Origin of the sequence: Streptomyces sp. CB00455, from assembly GCF_001905445.1 — a bacterium.
Lineage (GTDB): Bacteria > Actinomycetota > Actinomycetes > Streptomycetales > Streptomycetaceae > Streptomyces.
In genome coordinates this window covers 278,612-296,967 of sequence record NZ_LIVQ01000009.1, presented here as the reverse complement: position 1 = coordinate 296,967, position 18,356 = coordinate 278,612, and the positions used below count along the sequence as shown (strand labels likewise).

Sequence of the window (18,356 nt, the reverse complement as noted above, 5' to 3'; positions counted from 1 at the left end):
GCCTGCGCCTCATGGACGCACTGATCGCCGTCAAGCGGGGCGTGCCCGGCGCGGCGCTGCCCGAACTCAAGCAGCGCCGGGTCGCCCGGCGCGACACGCCCGTGCTCCAGGTGGACGAGCCGCAGGAGCCCGGCGGCCGCTCGGACGTCTCCGTCGACAACCCGGTCCCCGCCCCGCCGTTCTGGGGCACCCGCGTGGTCAAGGGCATTCCGCTGAAGGACTACGCCTCCTGGCTGGACGAGGGCGCCCTCTTCAAGGGCCAGTGGGGTCTCAAGCAGGCGCGCGCGGGCGGCGCCACCTACGAGGAGCTCGTCGAGTCCGAGGGCCGGCCCCGGCTGCGCGGCCTGCTGGACAAGCTGCACACCGAGAACCTGCTGGAGGCCGCTGTCGTCTACGGCTACTTCCCCTGCGTCTCCAAGGGCGAGGATCTGATCATCCTCGACGAACAGGGCAACGAGCGGACGCGGTTCACCTTCCCGCGCCAGCGCCGCGGCCGGCGCCTCTGCCTCGCCGACTTCTTCCGCCCCGAGGAATCAGGCGAGCGCGACGTCGTGGGCCTCCAGGTCGTCACCGTCGGCTCCAGGATCGGCGAGGCAACCGCCCGGCTGTTCGCGTCCGACTCCTACCGCGAGTACCTGGAGCTGCACGGCCTGTCCGTCCAGCTCGCCGAGGCCCTGGCCGAGTACTGGCACGCCCGCGTCCGCGCCGAGCTCGGCTTCGGCGGCGAGGACCCGGCCCGGGTCGAGGACATGTTCGACCTCAAGTACCGCGGCGCCCGCTTCTCCCTCGGCTACGGAGCCTGCCCCGACCTGGAGGACCGCGCCAAGATCGCCGACCTCCTCCAGCCCGAGCGCATCGGCGTCCACCTCTCGGAGGAGTTCCAGCTCCACCCCGAGCAGTCCACCGACGCGATCGTCATCCACCACCCCGAGGCGAAGTACTTCAACGCGCGCTGACACGGACCGGCGTACACTGGTCGGTCCCATACAGGCCGGTCACCTGTTCTCCAGGGCATGTCCCCATGGGCGGAGGTGACCGGCCTTGTCGTCCCCTGAAAGAGGTGTGCGCATGACCAGCACCGTTCCCGCCCCCGTGGTCCGTACGGCCGACGGGCACGCCCTGCAGGCGGTGCTGCTGGACATGGACGGCACCCTCGTCGACACCGAGGGCTTCTGGTGGGAGATCGAGGCGGAGATCTTCCAGGAGCTGGGGCACCGGCTGGAGGACGGCTGGCGGGACGTCGTCGTCGGCGGTCCCATGACCCGCAGCGCCGCCTTCCTGATCGAGGCGACCGGAGCCGACATCGGGCTGGCCGAACTGAGCGTGCTCCTCAACGAGCGCTTCGAGGCCCGCATCGCCGACCAGGTCCCGCTGATGCCCGGTGCCGAGCGGCTGCTCGCCGAGCTGTTCCGGCACAACGTGCCCACCGCGCTGGTCTCCGCCTCGCACCGCCGCGTCATCGACCGGGTCCTGCTCACCCTCGGCCGGGACCGCTTCACGATGACCGTCGCCGGGGACGAGGTGGCCCGTACCAAGCCCCACCCCGACCCCTACCTGTTCGCCGCGAGCACGCTGGGCGCGCACCCCTCCCGGTGCGCCGTCATCGAGGACACCGCCACCGGGGTGGCCGCCGCCGAGGCCGCCGGCTGCCGGGTCGTGGCCATCCCCTCCGTCGGCGGCATCGAGCCCGCCCCGGGCCGGACCGTCGTGCGCTCACTGGAAGAAGTGGACCTGCCCTTCCTGCGCTCCCTGATCAGCCCGCTGAACTGAACGGCGACCACCGCGCACACCACACACCGGCATCCGTCGTACACGCTCTGTACCGAACGGAACGGGGCTCGACCCGGGTGTAACGGAAGGATCTTCCGTCCCGGGCCCCGGAGGCTGAAATTCCATCCTCCCCGGGGCCGTTGTTCCGGGTGACGTTTGTCACCCGTCTCGCCCCTGACGGACCTGTCGAAGCCCCTGCGCGCCTTCCCTTGTGTCCGGATTGATCAGCACCTGCCCGGCTCTGCGCCGACCCGTGCATGAACAGCCAGTCCGCTCCCATCACGGTGCGATTACGCCCCAAGTCCGGCCAGTTCCAGCCATCCCGTCCCGGCCCACTAATGTCGAGCCGGGCACTGCGCCGCACCTCAGCCGTCCCGGACACACACCCCTGTGCCGGTACCGCGTGGACCGATCGTCACACACCGGCCCGATCGTTCCGCCCTGAACGGGCGACCGCCGCGAAGTGCCCCTCACCCCCGCTTTGAGCAAGTGCCGGTTACAGGGAGTACTTCCAGCATGAACCGCAAGACCATGGTGCTGACGGCCGCGGCCGGACTGCTCACGCCCACGCTCGCCGCCTGCGGCAGCGCCAGCGGCGGCGGAGCGGGTTCCGGAGCGATCGTCGTCGGAACCACCGACCGGTTCGAGGCCGCCGACTACGCCCCCGCCCCCTTCGACCCGGCCTACGCGTACGACGCCGGCGCCTGGAACGTCCTGCGCCAGACCGTCCAGACGCTGATGCACACCCCGCGCGGCGGCGGCCAGCCCGTTCCCGAAGCGGCCTCCGACTGCCGCTTCACCGACACCGGCAACGAGAGCTACCGCTGCACCCTGCGCCCCGGGCTCAAGTTCGCCAGCGGCGACCCGCTCACCGCCAAGGACGTCAAGTTCTCCATCGACCGCGTCCTCGCGATCAAGGACGAGAACGGCCCCTCCGCGCTGCTCTCCAACCTCGACGGCGTCGAGGCCAAGGGCGCCGACACCGTCGTCTTCCACCTGAAGACCCCGGACGCGACCTTCCCGTACAAGCTCTCCACCCCGGCCGCCGGCATCGTCAGCGAGAAGGACTACGACGCCAAGAAGCTCCGCCCGGGCTTCGACGTCGACGGCTCCGGCCCGTACACGATGAAGGCCGAGGTCAAGGACAACCACCTCGTCCGGGCCGTCTTCAGCAAGAACCCCAACTACAAGGGCGACCTCAAGCTCCAGAACGACAAGGTCGAGCTGCGCACCTTCGCGGACTCCGAGGCCGTCGGCAGGGCCCTGACCGACGGGAAGATCCACATGGTCTCCCGCACCCTGTCGCCGACCCAGATCACCGCATTCGACGCCAAGCCCCCCAAGGGCGTCAAGCTCGTCCCGATGCCCGGCCTGGAGATCCGCTACCTCGGCTTCAACACCGAGGCCCCGGTCGTCAAGGAGAAGGCCGTACGCCAGGCCCTCGCCGCCGCGGTCGACCGCAACGGGCTGATCTCCAAGGTCTACGGCAAGTCCGCGCAGCCGCTCTACTCGCTGGTCCCCACCGCCGTGCCCGGCCACGTCAACTCCTTCTACACCAAATACGGCGAAGCCAACGCGCCCAAGGCCGCGGCCCTGCTGAAGGACGCCGGGATCAAGACCCCGGTCAAGCTGACGCTGAACTACACCAACGACCACTACGGCGACGGCACGGCAGCCGAGTTCGAGGCCCTCAAGGCCCAGCTGAACTCCACCCAGCTGTTCGACATCACCGTCCAGGGCAGCGACTGGGCCGACTTCCGACCCGCCCAGAAGAAGGGCGACCACGCCGTCTACGGGCTCGGCTGGTTCCCCGACTACCAGGACGCCGACAACTTCCTCGCCCCGTTCCTGGATCAGGACAACTTCCTGGGCACGCCGTACGCCAACAGCGCGGTGCGCACCAGGCTCATCCCCGAATCCCGGCGCGCCGTCGACCGCAACGTCGCCGTCCCCGCGATCACGGAGATGCAGGACATCGTCGCCGAGGACGTACCCGTCCTGCCCCTGTGGCAGGGCAAGCAGTACGTCGCCGCACGCGACGGGATCACCGGAGTGGAGTGGTCGGTCAACGCCATCTCCGACCTCCAGCTGTGGGAGCTCGGCCGGGGTGTCAGCGGCTGAGACCGGCAGCAACCGGCGGCGGGTGTCGCAGGCCGGCGCAACGAAACGGTTCGACTGTGAAGGACGTTCGCGTGATGAGACGTAACCAGTGGCTGGCGGCCCCGCTCGGCGCAGCCACCGCCGCCGCGCTGCTCAGCGGTTGCGGTTCGACCGATGGCTCGAATGCCGGCAACGGCAAGGGCGTGGTCATGGGGATATCCGACAAGGTGAAGTCCACGGACCCCGCCGCGGGCTACGACCCCGGCTCCTGGCTGCTCTTCAACAACGTCTTCCAGTCGCTGCTGAGCTTCCCCAAGGGCGGCACCACGCCCGAGCCCGACGCCGCCCAGGCCTGCAACTTCGAGGGCGCCGACAGCAAGGTGTACAAGTGCACCCTGCGCGCCGGCCTGAAGTTCAGCAACGGCAACAGCCTGACCTCCAAGGACGTCAAGTTCTCCTTCGAGCGCACGCTGAAGATCAACGACGACAACGGCCCCGCCGTGATGCTGTCGTCGATCGCCGGCATCGACGCCCCCGACGACAAGACCGTCGTCTTCCGCCTCAAGACCCCCGACGCGACCTTCCCCAGCAAGATCGCTTCGGGCGCAGGCGCCATCGTCGACCACTCCGAGTACCCGGCCGACAAGCTCCGCACCGACAACAAGGCCGTCGGCTCCGGCGTCTACAAGCTGGACTCGTTCAGCGAGAAGAGCGCGAGCTTCTCCGTCAACGAGTCCTACAGCGGCAAGGCCAAGGCCAAGAACACCGGCGTCACGCTGAAGTTCTTCAACGGCGACCAGGCCGCCCTCAAGACGGTCCTGGAGAGCGGCGACGTGGACTTCGCCTTCCGCGGCCTGGCCGCCAAGGACATCGCCGGACTCGCGGCGACGAAGACCGGCGACAACAAGGTCGACGTCGTCCAGGGCACCGGCGCCGAGGTCGAGCACCTGGTCTTCAACGTGGCCGACCCCGTCGTCGGCAAGCTGCCCGTCCGCAAGGCCATCGCCTACCTCGTGGACCGCGAGGCGCTCGTCAAGGACGTCTACGCGGGCACCGCCGCCCCGCTGTACTCCATCGTCCCGGCCGGCATCGCCGGACACACCACGCCGTTCTTCGACCGCTACGGCGGCAGCCCGCAGCCCGAGAAGGCCAGGGCCGTCCTGAAGGCCGCGGGCATCAACGGCAAGATCAAGCTGACCCTGTGGTCCACGCCGGCCCGCTACGGCCCCTCCACCGACCAGCAGTTCCAGGTCATCGCCAAGCAGCTCAACGACAGCGGCCTGTTCGAGGCCGACGTCAAGTCCGTCGAGTTCGACCAGTACGAGAAGGACATCCAGGACGGCAAGTACGGCATCTACGTGAAGGGCTGGGTCCCGGACTACCCGGACGCGGACAACTTCACCCAGCCGTTCTTCGGCCCGGACAACGTCCTGCACAACAACTACGACAACAAGGAGATCTCCGGGACGATCATCCCGTCGACCTCCACCAAGGCCGACCGCACCGCGGCCAACGTCGACTACGACCGGCTCCAGGACATCGTCGCCGACGAGCTCCCGATCCTCCCGCTCTGGCAGGGCAAGCAGTACGCCGTCACCCGCCAGAACGTGACCGGCCTGCAGTGGTCCCTGGACGCCTCGACGGTCTTCCGCTTCTGGGAGATCAGCAAGGGCTGACCCGCCACCGTGACGGCAACGGGCCGGCAGCCGCACCCGCGGCCGCCGGCCCGTTCCCGTACCGCATGGCGCCCCGCCGGGGCCGGACGCCTACTGCGCGCCCGGGCGGACCAGACCGGACTCGTAGGCATAGACCGCCGCCTGCACCCGGTCCCGCAGACCCAGCTTCGTCAGCACGTGCCCCACGTGCGTCTTGACCGTCGTCTCGCTGACGAACAGATCCGCCGCGATCTCCGCGTTCGACAGGCCCCGGGCCACCAGCTTCAGCACCTCGACCTCGCGCTCGGTCAGCGTCCCCAGCGTGTCCGGCAGGCTGTCCTCACCCGACGGCAGATGCCCCGCGTACTTGTCCAGCAGCCGCCGCGTGATGCTCGGCGCGAGCATCGCCTCGCCCGCCGCCACCACCCGGATCGCCTGCACCAGCTCGTCGGCCGGCGCATCCTTCAGCAGGAAACCGCTCGCCCCCGCCCGCAACGCCTCCACCACGTACTCGTCCAGGTCGAAGGTGGTCAGCACCAGCACCTTCGCCGGACCGTCGCGGCCCGGACCGGTGATCTGCCGGGTGGCCTCCACCCCGTCCATCCGCGGCATCCGGATGTCCATCAGCACCACGTCGGGCTGCAGCGCACGGACCTGGTCCAGCGCCTGCAGACCGTCCCCGGCCTCCCCGACCACCGCCAGTTCCGCCTCCGCCTCCAGGATCATGCGGAAACCGGTGCGCAGCAGCGGCTGGTCGTCGACCAGCAGGACGCGGATCGCCACGGGGTACACCTCGTATTCGTCGGACGGCTTCGGCGGGCGCGGCCCATTGTGCCCTGAAGGGGCGCTCAGGACTGAGCCGGGCGGACCGCCCCCGGCTCCCCGCCCTGCGCGCCCTGCCTCGGCACGACCGCCAGGGGATAGGGCGGGGGCGTCCCGCCGAACTCCGGGCACACCGCCTGGTGATCACACCAGCCGCACAGCTTCGTCGGCCGCGGCCGCCAGTCACCCGTCTCCGTCGCCTCCCGGATCGCCTCCCACAGCGCGAGCAGCTTGCGCTCCACCCGCTCCAGATCCGCCACCACCGGGTCGTACGTCAACACCTCTCCGCTGCCCAGATACACCAGCTGGAGCCGCCGCGGCACCACCTGCTTCAGCCGCCACACCACCAACGCGTAGAACTTCATCTGGAACAGCGCACCCTCCGCGTACTGCGGCCGCGGCGCCTTGCCCGTCTTGTAGTCGACGATGCGCACCTCACCCGACGGCGCGACGTCCACCCGGTCGATGATCCCGCGCAGCCGCAGCCCCGAATCCAGCTCCGTCTCCACGAAGAACTCCCGCTCCACCGGCTCCAGCCGCGTCGGGTCCTCCAGCGTGAACCAGCGCTCCACCAGAGCCTCGGCCTCCGTCAGCCACCGCGCCAGCTCCGCGCCCCCGTCCCCCTCGGGGAACAGTTCCGCCAGCTCCGGCTTCGCCTCCAGCAGCCGCTGCCACTGCCCCGGGACCAGCGCCTTCGCCCGCGGCGCCGTCCGCTCCTGCGCGGGATGATCGAACAAACGCTCCAGCACGGCATGCACCAGCGTCCCCCGGGTAGCCGCGGCGCTGGGCTTCTCCGGCAGCTTGTCGATCACCCGGAACCGGTACAGCAACGGACACTGCATGAAATCGCCCGCCCGCGAAGGGGAGAGCGAAGCGGGCCGCGCGGCACTCGGGGCCGCGTCGCCGTCGGTCGCGCCTGGCACGGCACCGGGGGTCGTCGTCATGGACGAAACCCTACGACCCGCCGCCGACAGCACACGCATACCATCGACGCCGGACCCCCTCGCACTGCATGATCGGAGCATCACACCCGGCGACCGCACCACCCCAACCGCACCGGAACACCGCACCGAACGAAGGACAGCCGTGGCAGACACCGACGAAACCGGCGAGCGCGGAGGCCGGCGCTCCGGACCGGGCGGCGGAATCCTCATGGGCCGCCCCTTCGGCGTACCCGTCTACGTCTCGCCCAGCTGGTTCCTCGTCGCCGCCCTGATCACCTGGGTCTTCGGCGGCCAGCTCGACCGCATCCTGCCCGACCTCGGCCTCGTCCGCTACCTCGTCTCCCTCTTCTTCGCCGTCGCCTTCTACGCCTCCGTGCTGGTCCACGAACTCGCGCACACCGTCGCCGCCCTGCGCTTCAAGCTCCCCGTGCGCCGCATCCAGCTCCAGTTCTTCGGCGGAGTCTCCGAGATCGAGAAGGAATCCGAGACTCCCGGCCGCGAATTCGTCCTCGCCTTCGTCGGCCCCCTGCTCTCGCTGGTCCTCACCGGAGCCTTCTACCTCGGCATGAAGGCCGTCGACCCCGCGACCGTCCCCGGGGTCCTCCTCGCCGGCCTGATGATCTCCAACCTCCTCGTCGCCGGCTTCAACCTGCTCCCCGGCCTGCCCCTCGACGGCGGCCGCATGCTCCGCGCCGTCATCTGGGGCATCACCGGCAAACCCATGACCGGCACCGTCGCCGCCGCCTGGATCGGCCGCGGCCTCGCCGTCGCCGTCCTGCTCGGCCTGCCGCTCCTGACCCACACCGGGGTCCTCGGCAACCACACCGCCGAGATCGGCGGCATGGACACCGTCATGGACGCCCTCCTCGCCGCGATCCTCGCCGCCATCATCTGGACCGGCGCCGGCAACAGCCTGCGCATGGCCCGCCTGCGCGAACACCTCCCCGAGCTCCAGGCCCGCGCCCTCACCCGGCGCGCCATCCCCGTCGAGAACGCCACCCCCCTCTCCGAGGCACTGCGCCGCGCCGACGACGCCGGCGCCCGCGCCCTCGTCGTCGTCGACGGCCACGGCGACCCCACCGCCATCGTCCGCGAGAGCTCCATCGCCTCCGTCCCCGAACACCGCCGCCCATGGGTCGCCGTCAGCACCCTCGCCCAGGACCTCACCGACGGCATGAAGGTTTCAGCGGAGCTCACCGGTGAAGAACTCCTCGACCACCTGCGGGCCACCCCCGCCAGCGAGTACCTCGTCCTCGAACCCGGCGGCGAGATCTACGGCGTGCTCTCCGCCCTCGACGTCGAGAAGGCCTTCGTGAAGGCCATGGCGCGGCCCCACTCCTGAAGCCAATACACTGGTCACATGTCCGAACCGACCGGTGCCGCCCGCCGACGCGGGCCCTTCGAGGTCGGGGACCAGGTTCAGCTCACCGACCCCAAGGGCCGCCACTACACGTTCACGCTCGAAGCCGGGAAGAATTTCCACACCCACAAGGGTTCCTTCCCGCACGACGAGCTGATCGGTGCTCCCGAGGGCAGTGTTGTCCGTACCACGGGCAACGTCGCGTACCTCGCGCTGCGCCCCCTGCTCCCCGACTATGTCCTGTCCATGCCCCGCGGTGCCGCCGTGGTCTACCCGAAGGACGCGGGCCAGATCCTGGCCTTCGCCGACATCTTCCCCGGCGCCCGCGTCGTGGAAGCAGGTGTCGGCTCCGGCTCCCTGAGCAGCTTCCTGCTGCGCGCCATCGGCGACCAGGGCATGCTCCACAGCTACGAGCGCCGCGCGGACTTCGCCGAGATCGCCACGGCCAACGTGGAGCGCTACTTCGGCGGACCCCACCCCGCGTGGACCCTCACCGTCGGAGACCTCCAGGACAACCTGTCCGACACCGACGTCGACCGCGTCATCCTCGACATGCTCGCCCCCTGGGAGTGCCTGGAAGCCGTCTCCAAGGCGCTCGTCCCCGGCGGCATCCTCTGCTGCTACGTGGCCACCACCACCCAGCTCTCGCGCACGGTGGAGTCCATCCGCGAGTTCGGCTGCTACGCCGAACCGCAGCCGTGGGAATCGATGATCCGCAACTGGCACGTCGAGGGCCTGGCCGTCCGCCCGGACCACCGGATGATCGGCCACACCGGCTTCCTCGTGACGGCGCGCCGCCTCGCCGACGGCGTCGAGCCGCCCATGCGCCGCCGTCGCCCCTCTAAGGGCGCCTACGGCGAGGACTACGACGGCCCCGGCAGCGACCGGTCCGCCTGATCCACGGCCGGCCGCCCAACACGAAGGCGCTGCGGCGCAGTTCCCCGGACCGACCCGGGAACTGCGCCGCAGCGCCTTTTCGTTGTCCGCGGGACGCCGTCGGCACGGGTGCCGGCGGCCCGGCACCCGGCCGGCGCGGCGCCCCCGGACCCGGCCGTTCCACCCGGGTGTGAGGTGTGGCACGATGCTGGCTCCCCGTCACCCTTCGCACAGGAGGCACCCCGCGTGCTGCACAGCCCCGCCGAGCCTGCGACGACGCTGGACACCCTGGGCCACAGCCGCGCCAGGCCCCTCCACTGGCTCGCCACGGCCACCGCCATGGCCGCCGTCGTAGCCCTCGCGGGACTGCTCCAGCCGGCCACCGGAGCGCCGGCGGCCGCCGCCGACACCACGGGCACGACCAGCGCCGCCGCCGAGGGCCCGCAGGCCGCAGCGCCCGACGCGGCCGCGGTCACCTACCCCCTCGACTGCAAGGGCGCCCCGCAGACCGTCACCGCCACCGCCCACGGCGACCTCGACGGCGACGGCCGCCCCGAAACCGTGGCCGCCGTCCGCTGCCAGGCCGGCTCGGGCACGCCGCCCCACGCCCTCTACGTCCTCACCCAGGACCGGCCCGAGGGCTCCCGGCCCCGCGTCGTGGCCACCCTGCTCGACACCCCGCAGCGGCAGACCGCCACCGACCTCACCCTGCGCGACAAAGTGGTCACGGCAGTGCTGCTCGGCTACTCCACGCCCGAGGTCCCGCGGTGCTGCCCCGACCGCAGGCAGCTCGCCAAGTGGCGCTGGAGCGGCGGAAAATTCCGCCAAGAGCTGACGGACTCGGCTGCCCGGAGTGTTTGAGCCGTCACTCCGCGTCCGGACCGAAGACTTCCACCCGGTCCGAGACGCGCCGCACGTGGATGCAGTCACCCGGACATTCCTTCGCGGAGTCGACCACGTCCTGGAGCAGCGTCAGCGGAACCGGAGTGGTCGCCCCCGCCGCCAGGAGCAGCTCGTCCTCGGGGCCCTTCACATACGCCAGACCGTCGATGTCCAGCTCGAACACCTCCGGCGCGTACTGCGCGCAGATGCCGTCCCCGGTGCAGAGGTCCTGGTCGATCCAGACCTCGAGCGGCTCGCCGGCCCCATCGACGTCGCCCGTCGGGGCCTCCTGCTGCACGGTCATATCTCCTGCCGTTCCCTGCGCTGAGTGATCCATCCCGGTCACCGCTCGCAGCAAGTCGCGCGAGCTCTGACGGGTGTTGAACACTTCGACCTTACAACCGGCCGCTTTCAGATGTTCATGGGTGGGTATTTCCTTGGCGTGAGGGAGTACGCAAGGGTGAAGATCGGACACACCCCTACCGTCTTTGTGATCTAGGGGTTTCAATCACCACCAGCCCAGGTAGGGTCAGGAAGCGTCCAGCTCCCCTTGGAGGAGGTGAGGACCGTGGCAGCCCACGACGACGACATCAACCGCGGCATCCGGCCCGGGCGAGGGTCCGAGGACCCCGCCGGCCAGGTTGCCTATCTCGAGCAGGAAATCGCCGTCCTGCGACGTAAGCTCGCCGACTCTCCGCGACACACGAGGATTCTCGAAGAGCGGATCATCGAGCTGCAGACAAATCTGGCCGGCGTATCCGCACAGAACGAACGACTGGCGAATACCCTCCGTGAGGCCCGCGACCAGATCGTGGCCCTCAAGGAAGAAGTGGACCGGCTCGCACAGCCGCCGGCCGGATTCGGTGTCTTCCTGCAGACCAATGAGGACGGCACCGTCGACATCTTCACCGGAGGCCGCAAGCTCCGCGTGAACGTCAGCCCCAGCGTCGAACCGGAAGAGCTCCGGCGCGGCCAGGAGGTCATGCTCAACGAGGCCCTCAACGTGGTCGAGGCCATGCAGTTCGAGCGGGCCGGGGACATCGTCACCCTCAAGGAGATCCTCGAGGACGGCGAGCGCGCCCTGGTGGTCGGGCACACCGACGAGGAGAGGGTGGTGAGGCTCGCCGAGCCGCTCCTGGACATCACCATCCGCCCCGGCGACGCCCTGCTGCTCGAACCCCGCTCGGGCTACGTCTACGAGGTCGTCCCCAAGAGCGAGGTCGAAGAGCTCGTCCTCGAAGAGGTCCCGGACATCGACTACGACAAGATCGGCGGCCTGGGCGACCAGATCGAGCTGATCCGCGACGCGGTCGAGCTCCCCTACCTCCACCCCGACCTCTTCAAGGAACACGAACTGCGGCCGCCCAAGGGCATCCTGCTCTACGGCCCGCCCGGCTGCGGCAAGACGCTCATCGCCAAGGCCGTCGCCAACTCCCTTGCCAAGAAGGTCGCCGAGGTGACCGGCCAGCCCGCCGGGAAGTCCTACTTCCTGAACATCAAGGGCCCCGAGCTCCTCAACAAGTACGTCGGCGAGACCGAGCGGCACATCCGCCTCGTCTTCCAGCGTGCCCGGGAGAAGGCGAGCGAGGGCACCCCCGTCATCGTCTTCTTCGACGAAATGGAATCCCTCTTCCGCACCCGCGGATCCGGTGTCAGCTCGGACGTCGAGAACACGATCGTCCCCCAGCTGCTCGCCGAGATCGACGGTGTGGAGGGCCTGGAGAACGTCATCGTCATCGGCGCCTCCAACCGCGAGGACATGATCGACCCGGCCATCCTGCGGCCCGGACGCCTCGACGTGAAGATCAAGATCGAGCGCCCGGACGCCGAGGCCGCGAAGGACATCTTCGCGAAGTACCTCAAGGCGACGCTGCCCCTGCACACGGACGACCTGTCCGAGCACCAGGGCTCCACCGCCGGCACCGTCCACAGCATGATCCAGACCGTCGTCGAGCAGATGTACGCCGAAACCGAGGAGAACCGCTTCCTCGAGGTCACGTACGCGAACGGCGACAAGGAAGTCCTCTACTTCAAGGACTTCAACTCGGGCGCGATGATCCAGAACATCGTGGACCGTGCGAAGAAGATGGCCATCAAGGCCTTCCTCGAACACAACCAGAAGGGCCTGCGGGTCTCCCACCTCCTCCAGGCGTGCGTGGACGAGTTCAAGGAGAACGAAGACCTCCCCAACACCACCAACCCCGACGACTGGGCCCGTATCTCCGGAAAGAAGGGCGAGCGGATCGTATTCATCCGCACCCTCGTCACCGGAAAGCAGGGCGCGGACACCGGACGCTCCATCGACACGGTGGCGAACACCGGTCAGTACCTCTGACGAAGCGGGGCGGCTGCGGATGCCCACCCCGGGCATCCGCAGCCGACTGCTTTACCCGACCGCTGTACCGACTGCTCCTTTTCGGCCGGTGACAGGGCACATTCAATGACGGAAATGATCTCCCCACGAGCGCGCAGTGGTCCTAGGCTCTTGCGTACCGCCGGCCGCGCAGTGCGGGGACGGGCCACGCACGAGGACACGCACCGGAGCACCAGCGGTACTTGAGCGCCGCTCCCGGAAGGGGAGCGCCGCCGGGCAAGGAGGGCCGCATGACCGTACGGCGAGTAATGGGGATCGAGACGGAGTACGGGATCTCCGTTCCGGGGCACCCGAACGCCAATGCCATGCTCACCTCGTCCCAGATCGTCAACGCCTACGCGGCGGCGATGCACCGGGCGCGACGCGCCCGCTGGGACTTCGAGGAGGAGAATCCGCTGCGGGACGCCCGCGGCTTCGACCTCGCCCGCGAGGCCGCCGACAACAGCCAGCTCACCGACGAGGACATCGGCCTGGCCAATGTGATCCTCACCAACGGCGCACGGCTCTACGTCGACCACGCGCACCCCGAGTACAGCTCCCCGGAGATCACCAATCCGCTCGACGCCGTGCTCTGGGACAAGGCCGGAGAACGGATCATGGCCGAGGCGGCCGTCAGGGCCGCCCAGCTGCCCGGCGCCCAGCCGATCCACCTCTACAAGAACAACACCGACAACAAGGGCGCCTCCTACGGCACGCACGAGAACTACCTGATGAAGCGGGAGACCCCCTTCTCGGACATCGTGCGCCACCTGACCCCCTTCTTCGTCTCCCGCCAGGTCGTGACGGGAGCCGGACGCGTGGGAATCGGCCAGGACGGCCGCGAACACGGCTTCCAGATCAGTCAGCGCGCGGACTACTTCGAGGTCGAGGTCGGACTCGAGACCACCCTCAAGCGCCCCATCATCAACACCCGCGACGAGCCGCACTCCGACGCCGAGAAGTACCGCCGGCTCCACGTGATCATCGGCGACGCGAACCTCTCCGAGATCTCCACCTACCTCAAGCTCGGCACGACGTCCCTGGTCCTGTCCATGATCGAGGACGGGTTCATCACCGTGGACCTGGCCGTGGACCAGCCGGTGCGCACCTTGCACCAGGTCTCCCACGACCCGGACCTCCACCACCTGATCACGCTGCGCAGCGGCCGGACCCTGACCGCCGTACAGCTCCAGATGGAGTACTTCGAGCTGGCCCGGAAGTACGTGGACGAGCGGTTCGGCTCCGACGCGGACGACCAGACCAAGGACGTGCTGGGGCGCTGGGAGGACGTGCTGGGCCGGCTGGAGACGGATCCGATGAGCCTGTCCGGGGAGCTGGACTGGATCGCGAAGCGGGAGATCCTGGAGGGCTACCGGCGCCGGGACGGGCTGGACTGGGACGCGGCGCGGCTGCACCTGGTGGACCTCCAGTACGCGGACGTGAGGCCCGAGAAGGGCCTCTACAACCGCCTGGCGGCCCGCGGCAAGATGCAGCGGCTGGTGTCCGAGCAGGACGTGGAACGGGCGCAGAGCAAGCCTCCGGAGGACACCCGGGCCTATTTCCGGGGCCGGTGCCTGGAGCAGTACGCGGACGACGTGGCCGCGGCCTCCTGGGACTCGGTGATCTTCGACCTCCCGGGCCACGACTCGCTCCAGCGGGTCCCGACGCTGGAACCCCTGCGGGGCACCCGGGCGCACGTCAAGGAGCTCCTGGACCGGTGCCGTACGGCGGAGGACCTGGTGCGGGTGCTTTCGGGGCGCTGAACGCGGCTGAAAGGCCCCCGGCGAGGGAATCATGGGGACAGCCGGACTTGTGGAAGTGCCGGGACGAATGTCGGACCCTCCTTGTAGGGTCCGACGTAGGGTCTGATCTTGAGGGATCCCGAATTCGCGGGGTCTCTCGACGTGAGCGTGCGAACCGAGCGGGGTGAGGTAGACATGGCGACCAAGGACACCGGCGGCGGACAGCAGAAGGCGACGCGCTCGACCGAGGAGGTCGAGGAGGCGGCGGTCGAGGAATCGACCGACCTCAAGGAGCGCCAGGAAAAGCTCTCCGACGACGTCGACTCCGTACTTGACGAGATTGACGATGTCTTGGAGGAGAACGCCGAGGACTTCGTGCGCTCCTTCGTTCAGAAGGGTGGAGAGTGATTCTGCCTTCGAATTGAAGGTAATACTCCTCGTGGAGGGTGAGTGTCGGAGGCTGAGAAGCGGTGCGTGAGATGTGGGGAGACGAAGCCCCGCAGCTCCTTCGCTGCAAACAAGGCGATGCGCGACGGCTTGCAGGTCTACTGCAGGCCGTGCGTGGCCGACTATCACCAGGAGCGCCAGAAAGCCAAGGGTCGGAATGTGCGTCCACGCGTTCCTGCCCCGCAAGGGCACAAGTACTGCCGCCGTTGCGGGGAGGTCAAACCGCATTCCGAATGGGACCGCAACAAGACGGCATCGGACGGCTTGTCCACTCGCTGCAAGGTATGTCGTGCGGCGGAGGGCCGGGCGGGGCATCTCAAGCGTTCCTATGGCATCACCGAGGCTCAGCGTGACGAAATGATTGCAGCTCAAGGCGGACTTTGCTGTATTTGCCTAAAGGCTCCGGCTGTGCATGTGGATCACTGCCACGCGACGGGTAAGGTCCGAGGCGTACTGTGCTTCAACTGCAACTCGGCCATCGGCAAGTTGGGAGACGATCCCGACACTCTGCGTCGGGCCATCTCATACCTGGAGGGACACGCGTGGAAGCCAACAATCTTGGCACAGGGCGTCTACCGGCAGCCTTCCTGACGCCGGGGTCGTCGTCCTTCATGGACTTCCTGGGCGCGCACTCGCCCGAGATGCTCCCGGGCAACCGCAAGCTGCCGGAAGGCGTGATCGAGGCACCGCACGGGACGACCATCGTGGCCGCCACCTTCCCCGGCGGGGTCGTGCTCGCCGGTGACCGGCGGGCGACCATGGGGAACATGATCGCGCAGCGGGACATCGAGAAGGTGTTCCCGGCCGACGAGTACTCCGCGGTGGGCATCGCCGGTACGGCTGGCCTGGCGGTGGAGATGGTCAAGCTGTTCCAGCTGGAGCTGGAGCACTTCGAGAAGGTGGAGGGGACGACCCTTTCGCTGGAGGGCAAGGCGAACCGGCTGTCGACCATGATCCGGAGCAATCTGGGCATGGCGATGCAGGGTCTGGCCGTCGTGCCGCTCTTCGCCGGTTTCGACGAGGCCAAGGAGAAGGGCCGGATCTTCTCCTACGACGTGACCGGCGGCCGTTCCGAGGAGCACGGCTACGCGGCGACCGGCTCGGGTTCGATCTTCGCCCGGGGCTCCATGAAGAAGCTCTACCGTCCCGACCTGACGGAGGAGCAGGCCACCACGCTGGTCGTGCAGGCGCTGTACGACGCGGCCGACGACGACTCGGCCACCGGTGGGCCGGACCTGTACCGGCACATCTATCCCATCGTCACCGTCATCACCGACGAGGGCTTCCGCAGGCTGACCGACGAGGAGTCGCAGGAGCTCGCCCGTACGGTCACCAACCGCAGGCTGGAGCAGCCCGACGGCCCGCGCGCCGCCCTGCTCTGACCATCCGCCGTTCCGTAGGAGCCCAGAAGAAAGGGACGGACAGCCGGTGTCGACTCCGTTCTATGTGTCACCCCAGCAGGCCATGGCCGACCGGGCGGAATACGCCCGCAAGGGCATCGCCCGCGGCCGCAGCCTTGTCGTGCTGCAGTATGCCGACGGCATCGTGTTCGTCGGCGAGAACCCCTCCCGTGCGCTGCACAAGTTCAGCGAGATCTACGACCGGATCGGCTTCGCGGCCGCCGGCAAGTACAACGAGTACGAGAACCTGCGGATCGGCGGTGTGCGTTACGCGGATCTGCGCGGATACACCTACGACCGCGACGATGTGACGGCCCGTGGTCTGGCGAACGTGTACGCGCAGACGCTGGGCACGATCTTCTCCTCGGCGGGCGAGAAGCCGTACGAGGTGGAGCTGGTGGTGGCCGAGGTCGGTGCGACCGCCGCGGGCGACCAGATCTACCGGCTCCCGCACGACGGGTCGATCGTCGACGAGCACGGCTCGGTCGCGGTCGGCGGCAACGCCGAGCAGATCAGCACCTTCCTCGATCAGCGGCACCAGGACGGGATGACCCTGGCGGAGGCGCTGAAGCTGGCGGTGCAGGCCCTGTCCAGTCAGGCCGGGGGCGCGGACAAGGCGATCCCGGTCGAGCGGCTGGAGGTGGCGGTCCTGGACCGGACGCGGGCGCAGCAGCGGAAGTTCAAGCGGATCCGCGGGCGGCAGCTGGCGCGGCTGCTGGAGGCGGACGTGCCGGCGGCGGCGCAGGCGGACGCCGTGTCGAACGACGAGAGCCCGGACGACGAAGCGGAGTAGCGCACGGCGGTACCGGGCTCGGTGCGAGGCCCCGGTCGGTCCCTCAGGGGGGCGGCCGGGGCTTCGTCGTGTCCGGGGCCGTGTCCGGGGTCGTGCCGGGCCGGGCCGTCCGCGGTGGGGACGGCGGGACGGGGGCGGGATGGGACCGGGTCGGGACAGGACGGGACCGGGTCGGGAGGGGACGGGGTCAGGAGGGGACGGAGGTCGGGGCCGGGCCCGAGGAGCCGCGCACGATGAGCTCGACGGGGAGGTCGGGGGCCGTCCAGGAGGCGCCGTCGAGGACGGCGAGGAGGGCGCCCATGCCGTGTTCGCCGACGCGTTCGGCAGGGAGGCGGACCGTGGTCAGCTCCGGTTCCACGGCGGTGGCGAGGGCGAGGTCGTCGAAGCCGGTGACGGAGAGGTCCTCGGGGACGCGCAGGCCGAGGCGGCGGGCGGCCTTGCAGGCGCCCGCCGCGAGGATGTCGTCGTCGCAGACGACGGCGGTGGGCCGGCCGTGGTCCCGGGGGGCGGTTAGGGCGGCCTCCACGGCCGCACGGCCGCCGTCGACGGTCAGGGGGGCCGGCACGGTGCGCAGCTCGGCGTGGGGCGTCAGGAGGGCGGCCAGGGCGTCGGCGCGGACGTGGAAGGTCCAGGAGTCGACGGCGGAGGCGAGGTGCAGGAAGCGCCGGTGGCCGAGGGCGAGGAGGTGGGCGGCGACCTGGCGGGCGCCGTCGGCGATGGCGAGGTTGACGTGGGCGGCGGCGCTGGTGGCGGTGGGGTCGCTGTCCAGCATGACCAGGGGGAGGCCGTCGCCGCCGAGGGCGTCGAGGGCGTGGACGGCCATGGAGGAGGCGATGACCCCGTCGAGGGCGGCGCGGGCGGAGGCGAAGGGGTCGCGGGCCGGTCCGGTGCCGTCGGGGGAGGGGTAGAGGACGACGCCGAAGCCGTGTTCGGCGGCGACGCGGGCGGCGCCGGTGTAGACGCGGGCGAAGAACTCGTTGGTGAGGGCGGGGACGACCAGGAGGGCGGTGCGGGTGGAGCCGAGGCGGAGGTTGCGGGCGGCGAGGTTGGGGCGGTAGCCCAGCGTTGCGGCGGCTTCGCGGACCAGGCCGGCGGTGCGCTCGGAGACGCGGCCGCGCCACTTGTCGCCGAGGACGAGGGAGACGGTGGCCTGGGAGACCCCGGCTGCGGTGGCCACGTCCCGGCTGGTGGGTCTCGTCACACGGGGCTCCT

General features: G+C 69.6%; 17 protein-coding genes. 13 read left to right on the top strand and 4 right to left on the bottom strand.

Features of this window, described 5'->3' with window-relative positions; all coding sequences use genetic code 11:
• The 4 genes from AMK16_RS29830 to AMK16_RS29815 all read left to right on the top strand — a co-directional run.
• A partial coding sequence (locus AMK16_RS29830; RefSeq protein ID WP_274535394.1) for a vitamin B12 dependent-methionine synthase activation domain-containing protein occupies positions 1-956 on the top strand: 956 nt, incomplete at its 5' end.
• A 112-nt stretch (positions 957-1,068) separates the two neighbouring features.
• The gene (locus AMK16_RS29825) at positions 1,069-1,770 is read left to right on the top strand and encodes an HAD family hydrolase (protein ID WP_073920430.1); all 702 of its coding nucleotides are present in this window, start codon (positions 1,069-1,071) and stop codon (positions 1,768-1,770) included.
• A 516-nt stretch (positions 1,771-2,286) separates the two neighbouring features.
• The gene (locus AMK16_RS29820; RefSeq protein ID WP_073920429.1) at positions 2,287-3,891 is read left to right on the top strand and encodes an ABC transporter substrate-binding protein; all 1,605 of its coding nucleotides are present in this window, start codon (positions 2,287-2,289) and stop codon (positions 3,889-3,891) included.
• A 74-nt stretch (positions 3,892-3,965) separates the two neighbouring features.
• Positions 3,966-5,546, top strand: a complete 1,581-nt coding sequence (locus AMK16_RS29815) for an ABC transporter substrate-binding protein (protein WP_073920428.1) — start codon at positions 3,966-3,968, stop codon at positions 5,544-5,546.
• A gap of 90 nt (positions 5,547-5,636) precedes the next feature.
• On the opposite strand, the gene AMK16_RS29810 is transcribed toward AMK16_RS29815, so the two are convergent.
• Together AMK16_RS29810 and AMK16_RS29805 are read right to left on the bottom strand one after the other, a co-directional pair.
• Positions 5,637-6,308 carry a response regulator gene (locus tag AMK16_RS29810; RefSeq protein WP_073920447.1) on the bottom strand — a complete coding sequence of 224 codons (672 nt, stop codon included), beginning with the start codon at positions 6,306-6,308 and terminating at the stop codon, positions 5,637-5,639.
• A gap of 65 nt (positions 6,309-6,373) precedes the next feature.
• Entirely contained in the window at positions 6,374-7,291 is a 918-nt protein-coding gene (locus AMK16_RS29805; RefSeq protein WP_073920427.1) for a RecB family exonuclease, read from the bottom strand.
• On the opposite strand from AMK16_RS29805, the gene AMK16_RS29800 reads away from it, so the two are divergent.
• From AMK16_RS29800 to AMK16_RS29790, 3 genes are all read left to right on the top strand, one after another.
• On the top strand, positions 7,290-8,633 hold the full coding sequence (locus tag AMK16_RS29800) for a site-2 protease family protein (protein WP_443333619.1): 1,344 nt from the start codon (positions 7,290-7,292) through the stop codon (positions 8,631-8,633). The two genes, AMK16_RS29805 and AMK16_RS29800, sit on opposite strands and share 2 nt — an antisense overlap.
• Before the next feature lie 18 nt (positions 8,634-8,651).
• The gene (locus AMK16_RS29795; protein ID WP_073920425.1) at positions 8,652-9,548 is read left to right on the top strand and encodes a tRNA (adenine-N1)-methyltransferase; all 897 of its coding nucleotides are present in this window, start codon (positions 8,652-8,654) and stop codon (positions 9,546-9,548) included.
• Positions 9,549-9,776: 228 nt separating this feature from the next.
• Positions 9,777-10,388, top strand: coding sequence for a hypothetical protein (locus tag AMK16_RS29790; RefSeq protein WP_443333620.1), 612 nt, complete (start codon positions 9,777-9,779; stop codon positions 10,386-10,388).
• Positions 10,389-10,392: 4 nt separating this feature from the next.
• On the opposite strand, the gene AMK16_RS29785 is transcribed toward AMK16_RS29790, so the two are convergent.
• Positions 10,393-10,713, bottom strand: coding sequence for a ferredoxin (locus tag AMK16_RS29785; RefSeq protein WP_073920423.1), 321 nt, complete (start codon positions 10,711-10,713; stop codon positions 10,393-10,395).
• A gap of 264 nt (positions 10,714-10,977) precedes the next feature.
• Between AMK16_RS29785 and arc the strand changes: the two genes are divergently transcribed.
• From arc to prcA, 6 genes are all read left to right on the top strand, one after another.
• Complete coding sequence (arc, locus tag AMK16_RS29780; protein ID WP_073920446.1) at positions 10,978-12,744, top strand: proteasome ATPase; 1,767 nt, start codon at positions 10,978-10,980, stop codon at positions 12,742-12,744.
• A gap of 269 nt (positions 12,745-13,013) precedes the next feature.
• Positions 13,014-14,525, top strand: coding sequence for a depupylase/deamidase Dop (gene dop, locus AMK16_RS29775; RefSeq protein WP_073920422.1), 1,512 nt, complete (start codon positions 13,014-13,016; stop codon positions 14,523-14,525).
• A gap of 174 nt (positions 14,526-14,699) precedes the next feature.
• Entirely contained in the window at positions 14,700-14,912 is a 213-nt protein-coding gene (locus AMK16_RS29770; RefSeq protein ID WP_030233608.1) for a ubiquitin-like protein Pup, read from the top strand.
• 117 nt (positions 14,913-15,029) lie between these two features.
• Positions 15,030-15,542, top strand: coding sequence for an endonuclease VII domain-containing protein (locus tag AMK16_RS29765; RefSeq protein WP_079191814.1), 513 nt, complete (start codon positions 15,030-15,032; stop codon positions 15,540-15,542).
• Positions 15,494-16,333: a proteasome subunit beta gene (prcB, locus tag AMK16_RS29760; RefSeq protein WP_073920420.1), complete on the top strand. Its 840-nt coding sequence runs from the start codon at positions 15,494-15,496 to the stop codon at positions 16,331-16,333. Before AMK16_RS29765 ends, prcB begins: the two co-directional genes overlap by 49 nt.
• 46 nt (positions 16,334-16,379) lie before the next feature.
• Complete coding sequence (prcA, locus tag AMK16_RS29755; protein ID WP_073920419.1) at positions 16,380-17,144, top strand: proteasome subunit alpha; 765 nt, start codon at positions 16,380-16,382, stop codon at positions 17,142-17,144.
• Positions 17,145-17,331: 187 nt separating this feature from the next.
• Here prcA and AMK16_RS29750 read toward each other — a convergent pair whose 3' ends face one another.
• Positions 17,332-18,345, bottom strand: coding sequence for a LacI family DNA-binding transcriptional regulator (locus AMK16_RS29750; protein ID WP_073920418.1), 1,014 nt, complete (start codon positions 18,343-18,345; stop codon positions 17,332-17,334).
• Positions 18,346-18,356 lie beyond the last annotated feature (11 nt).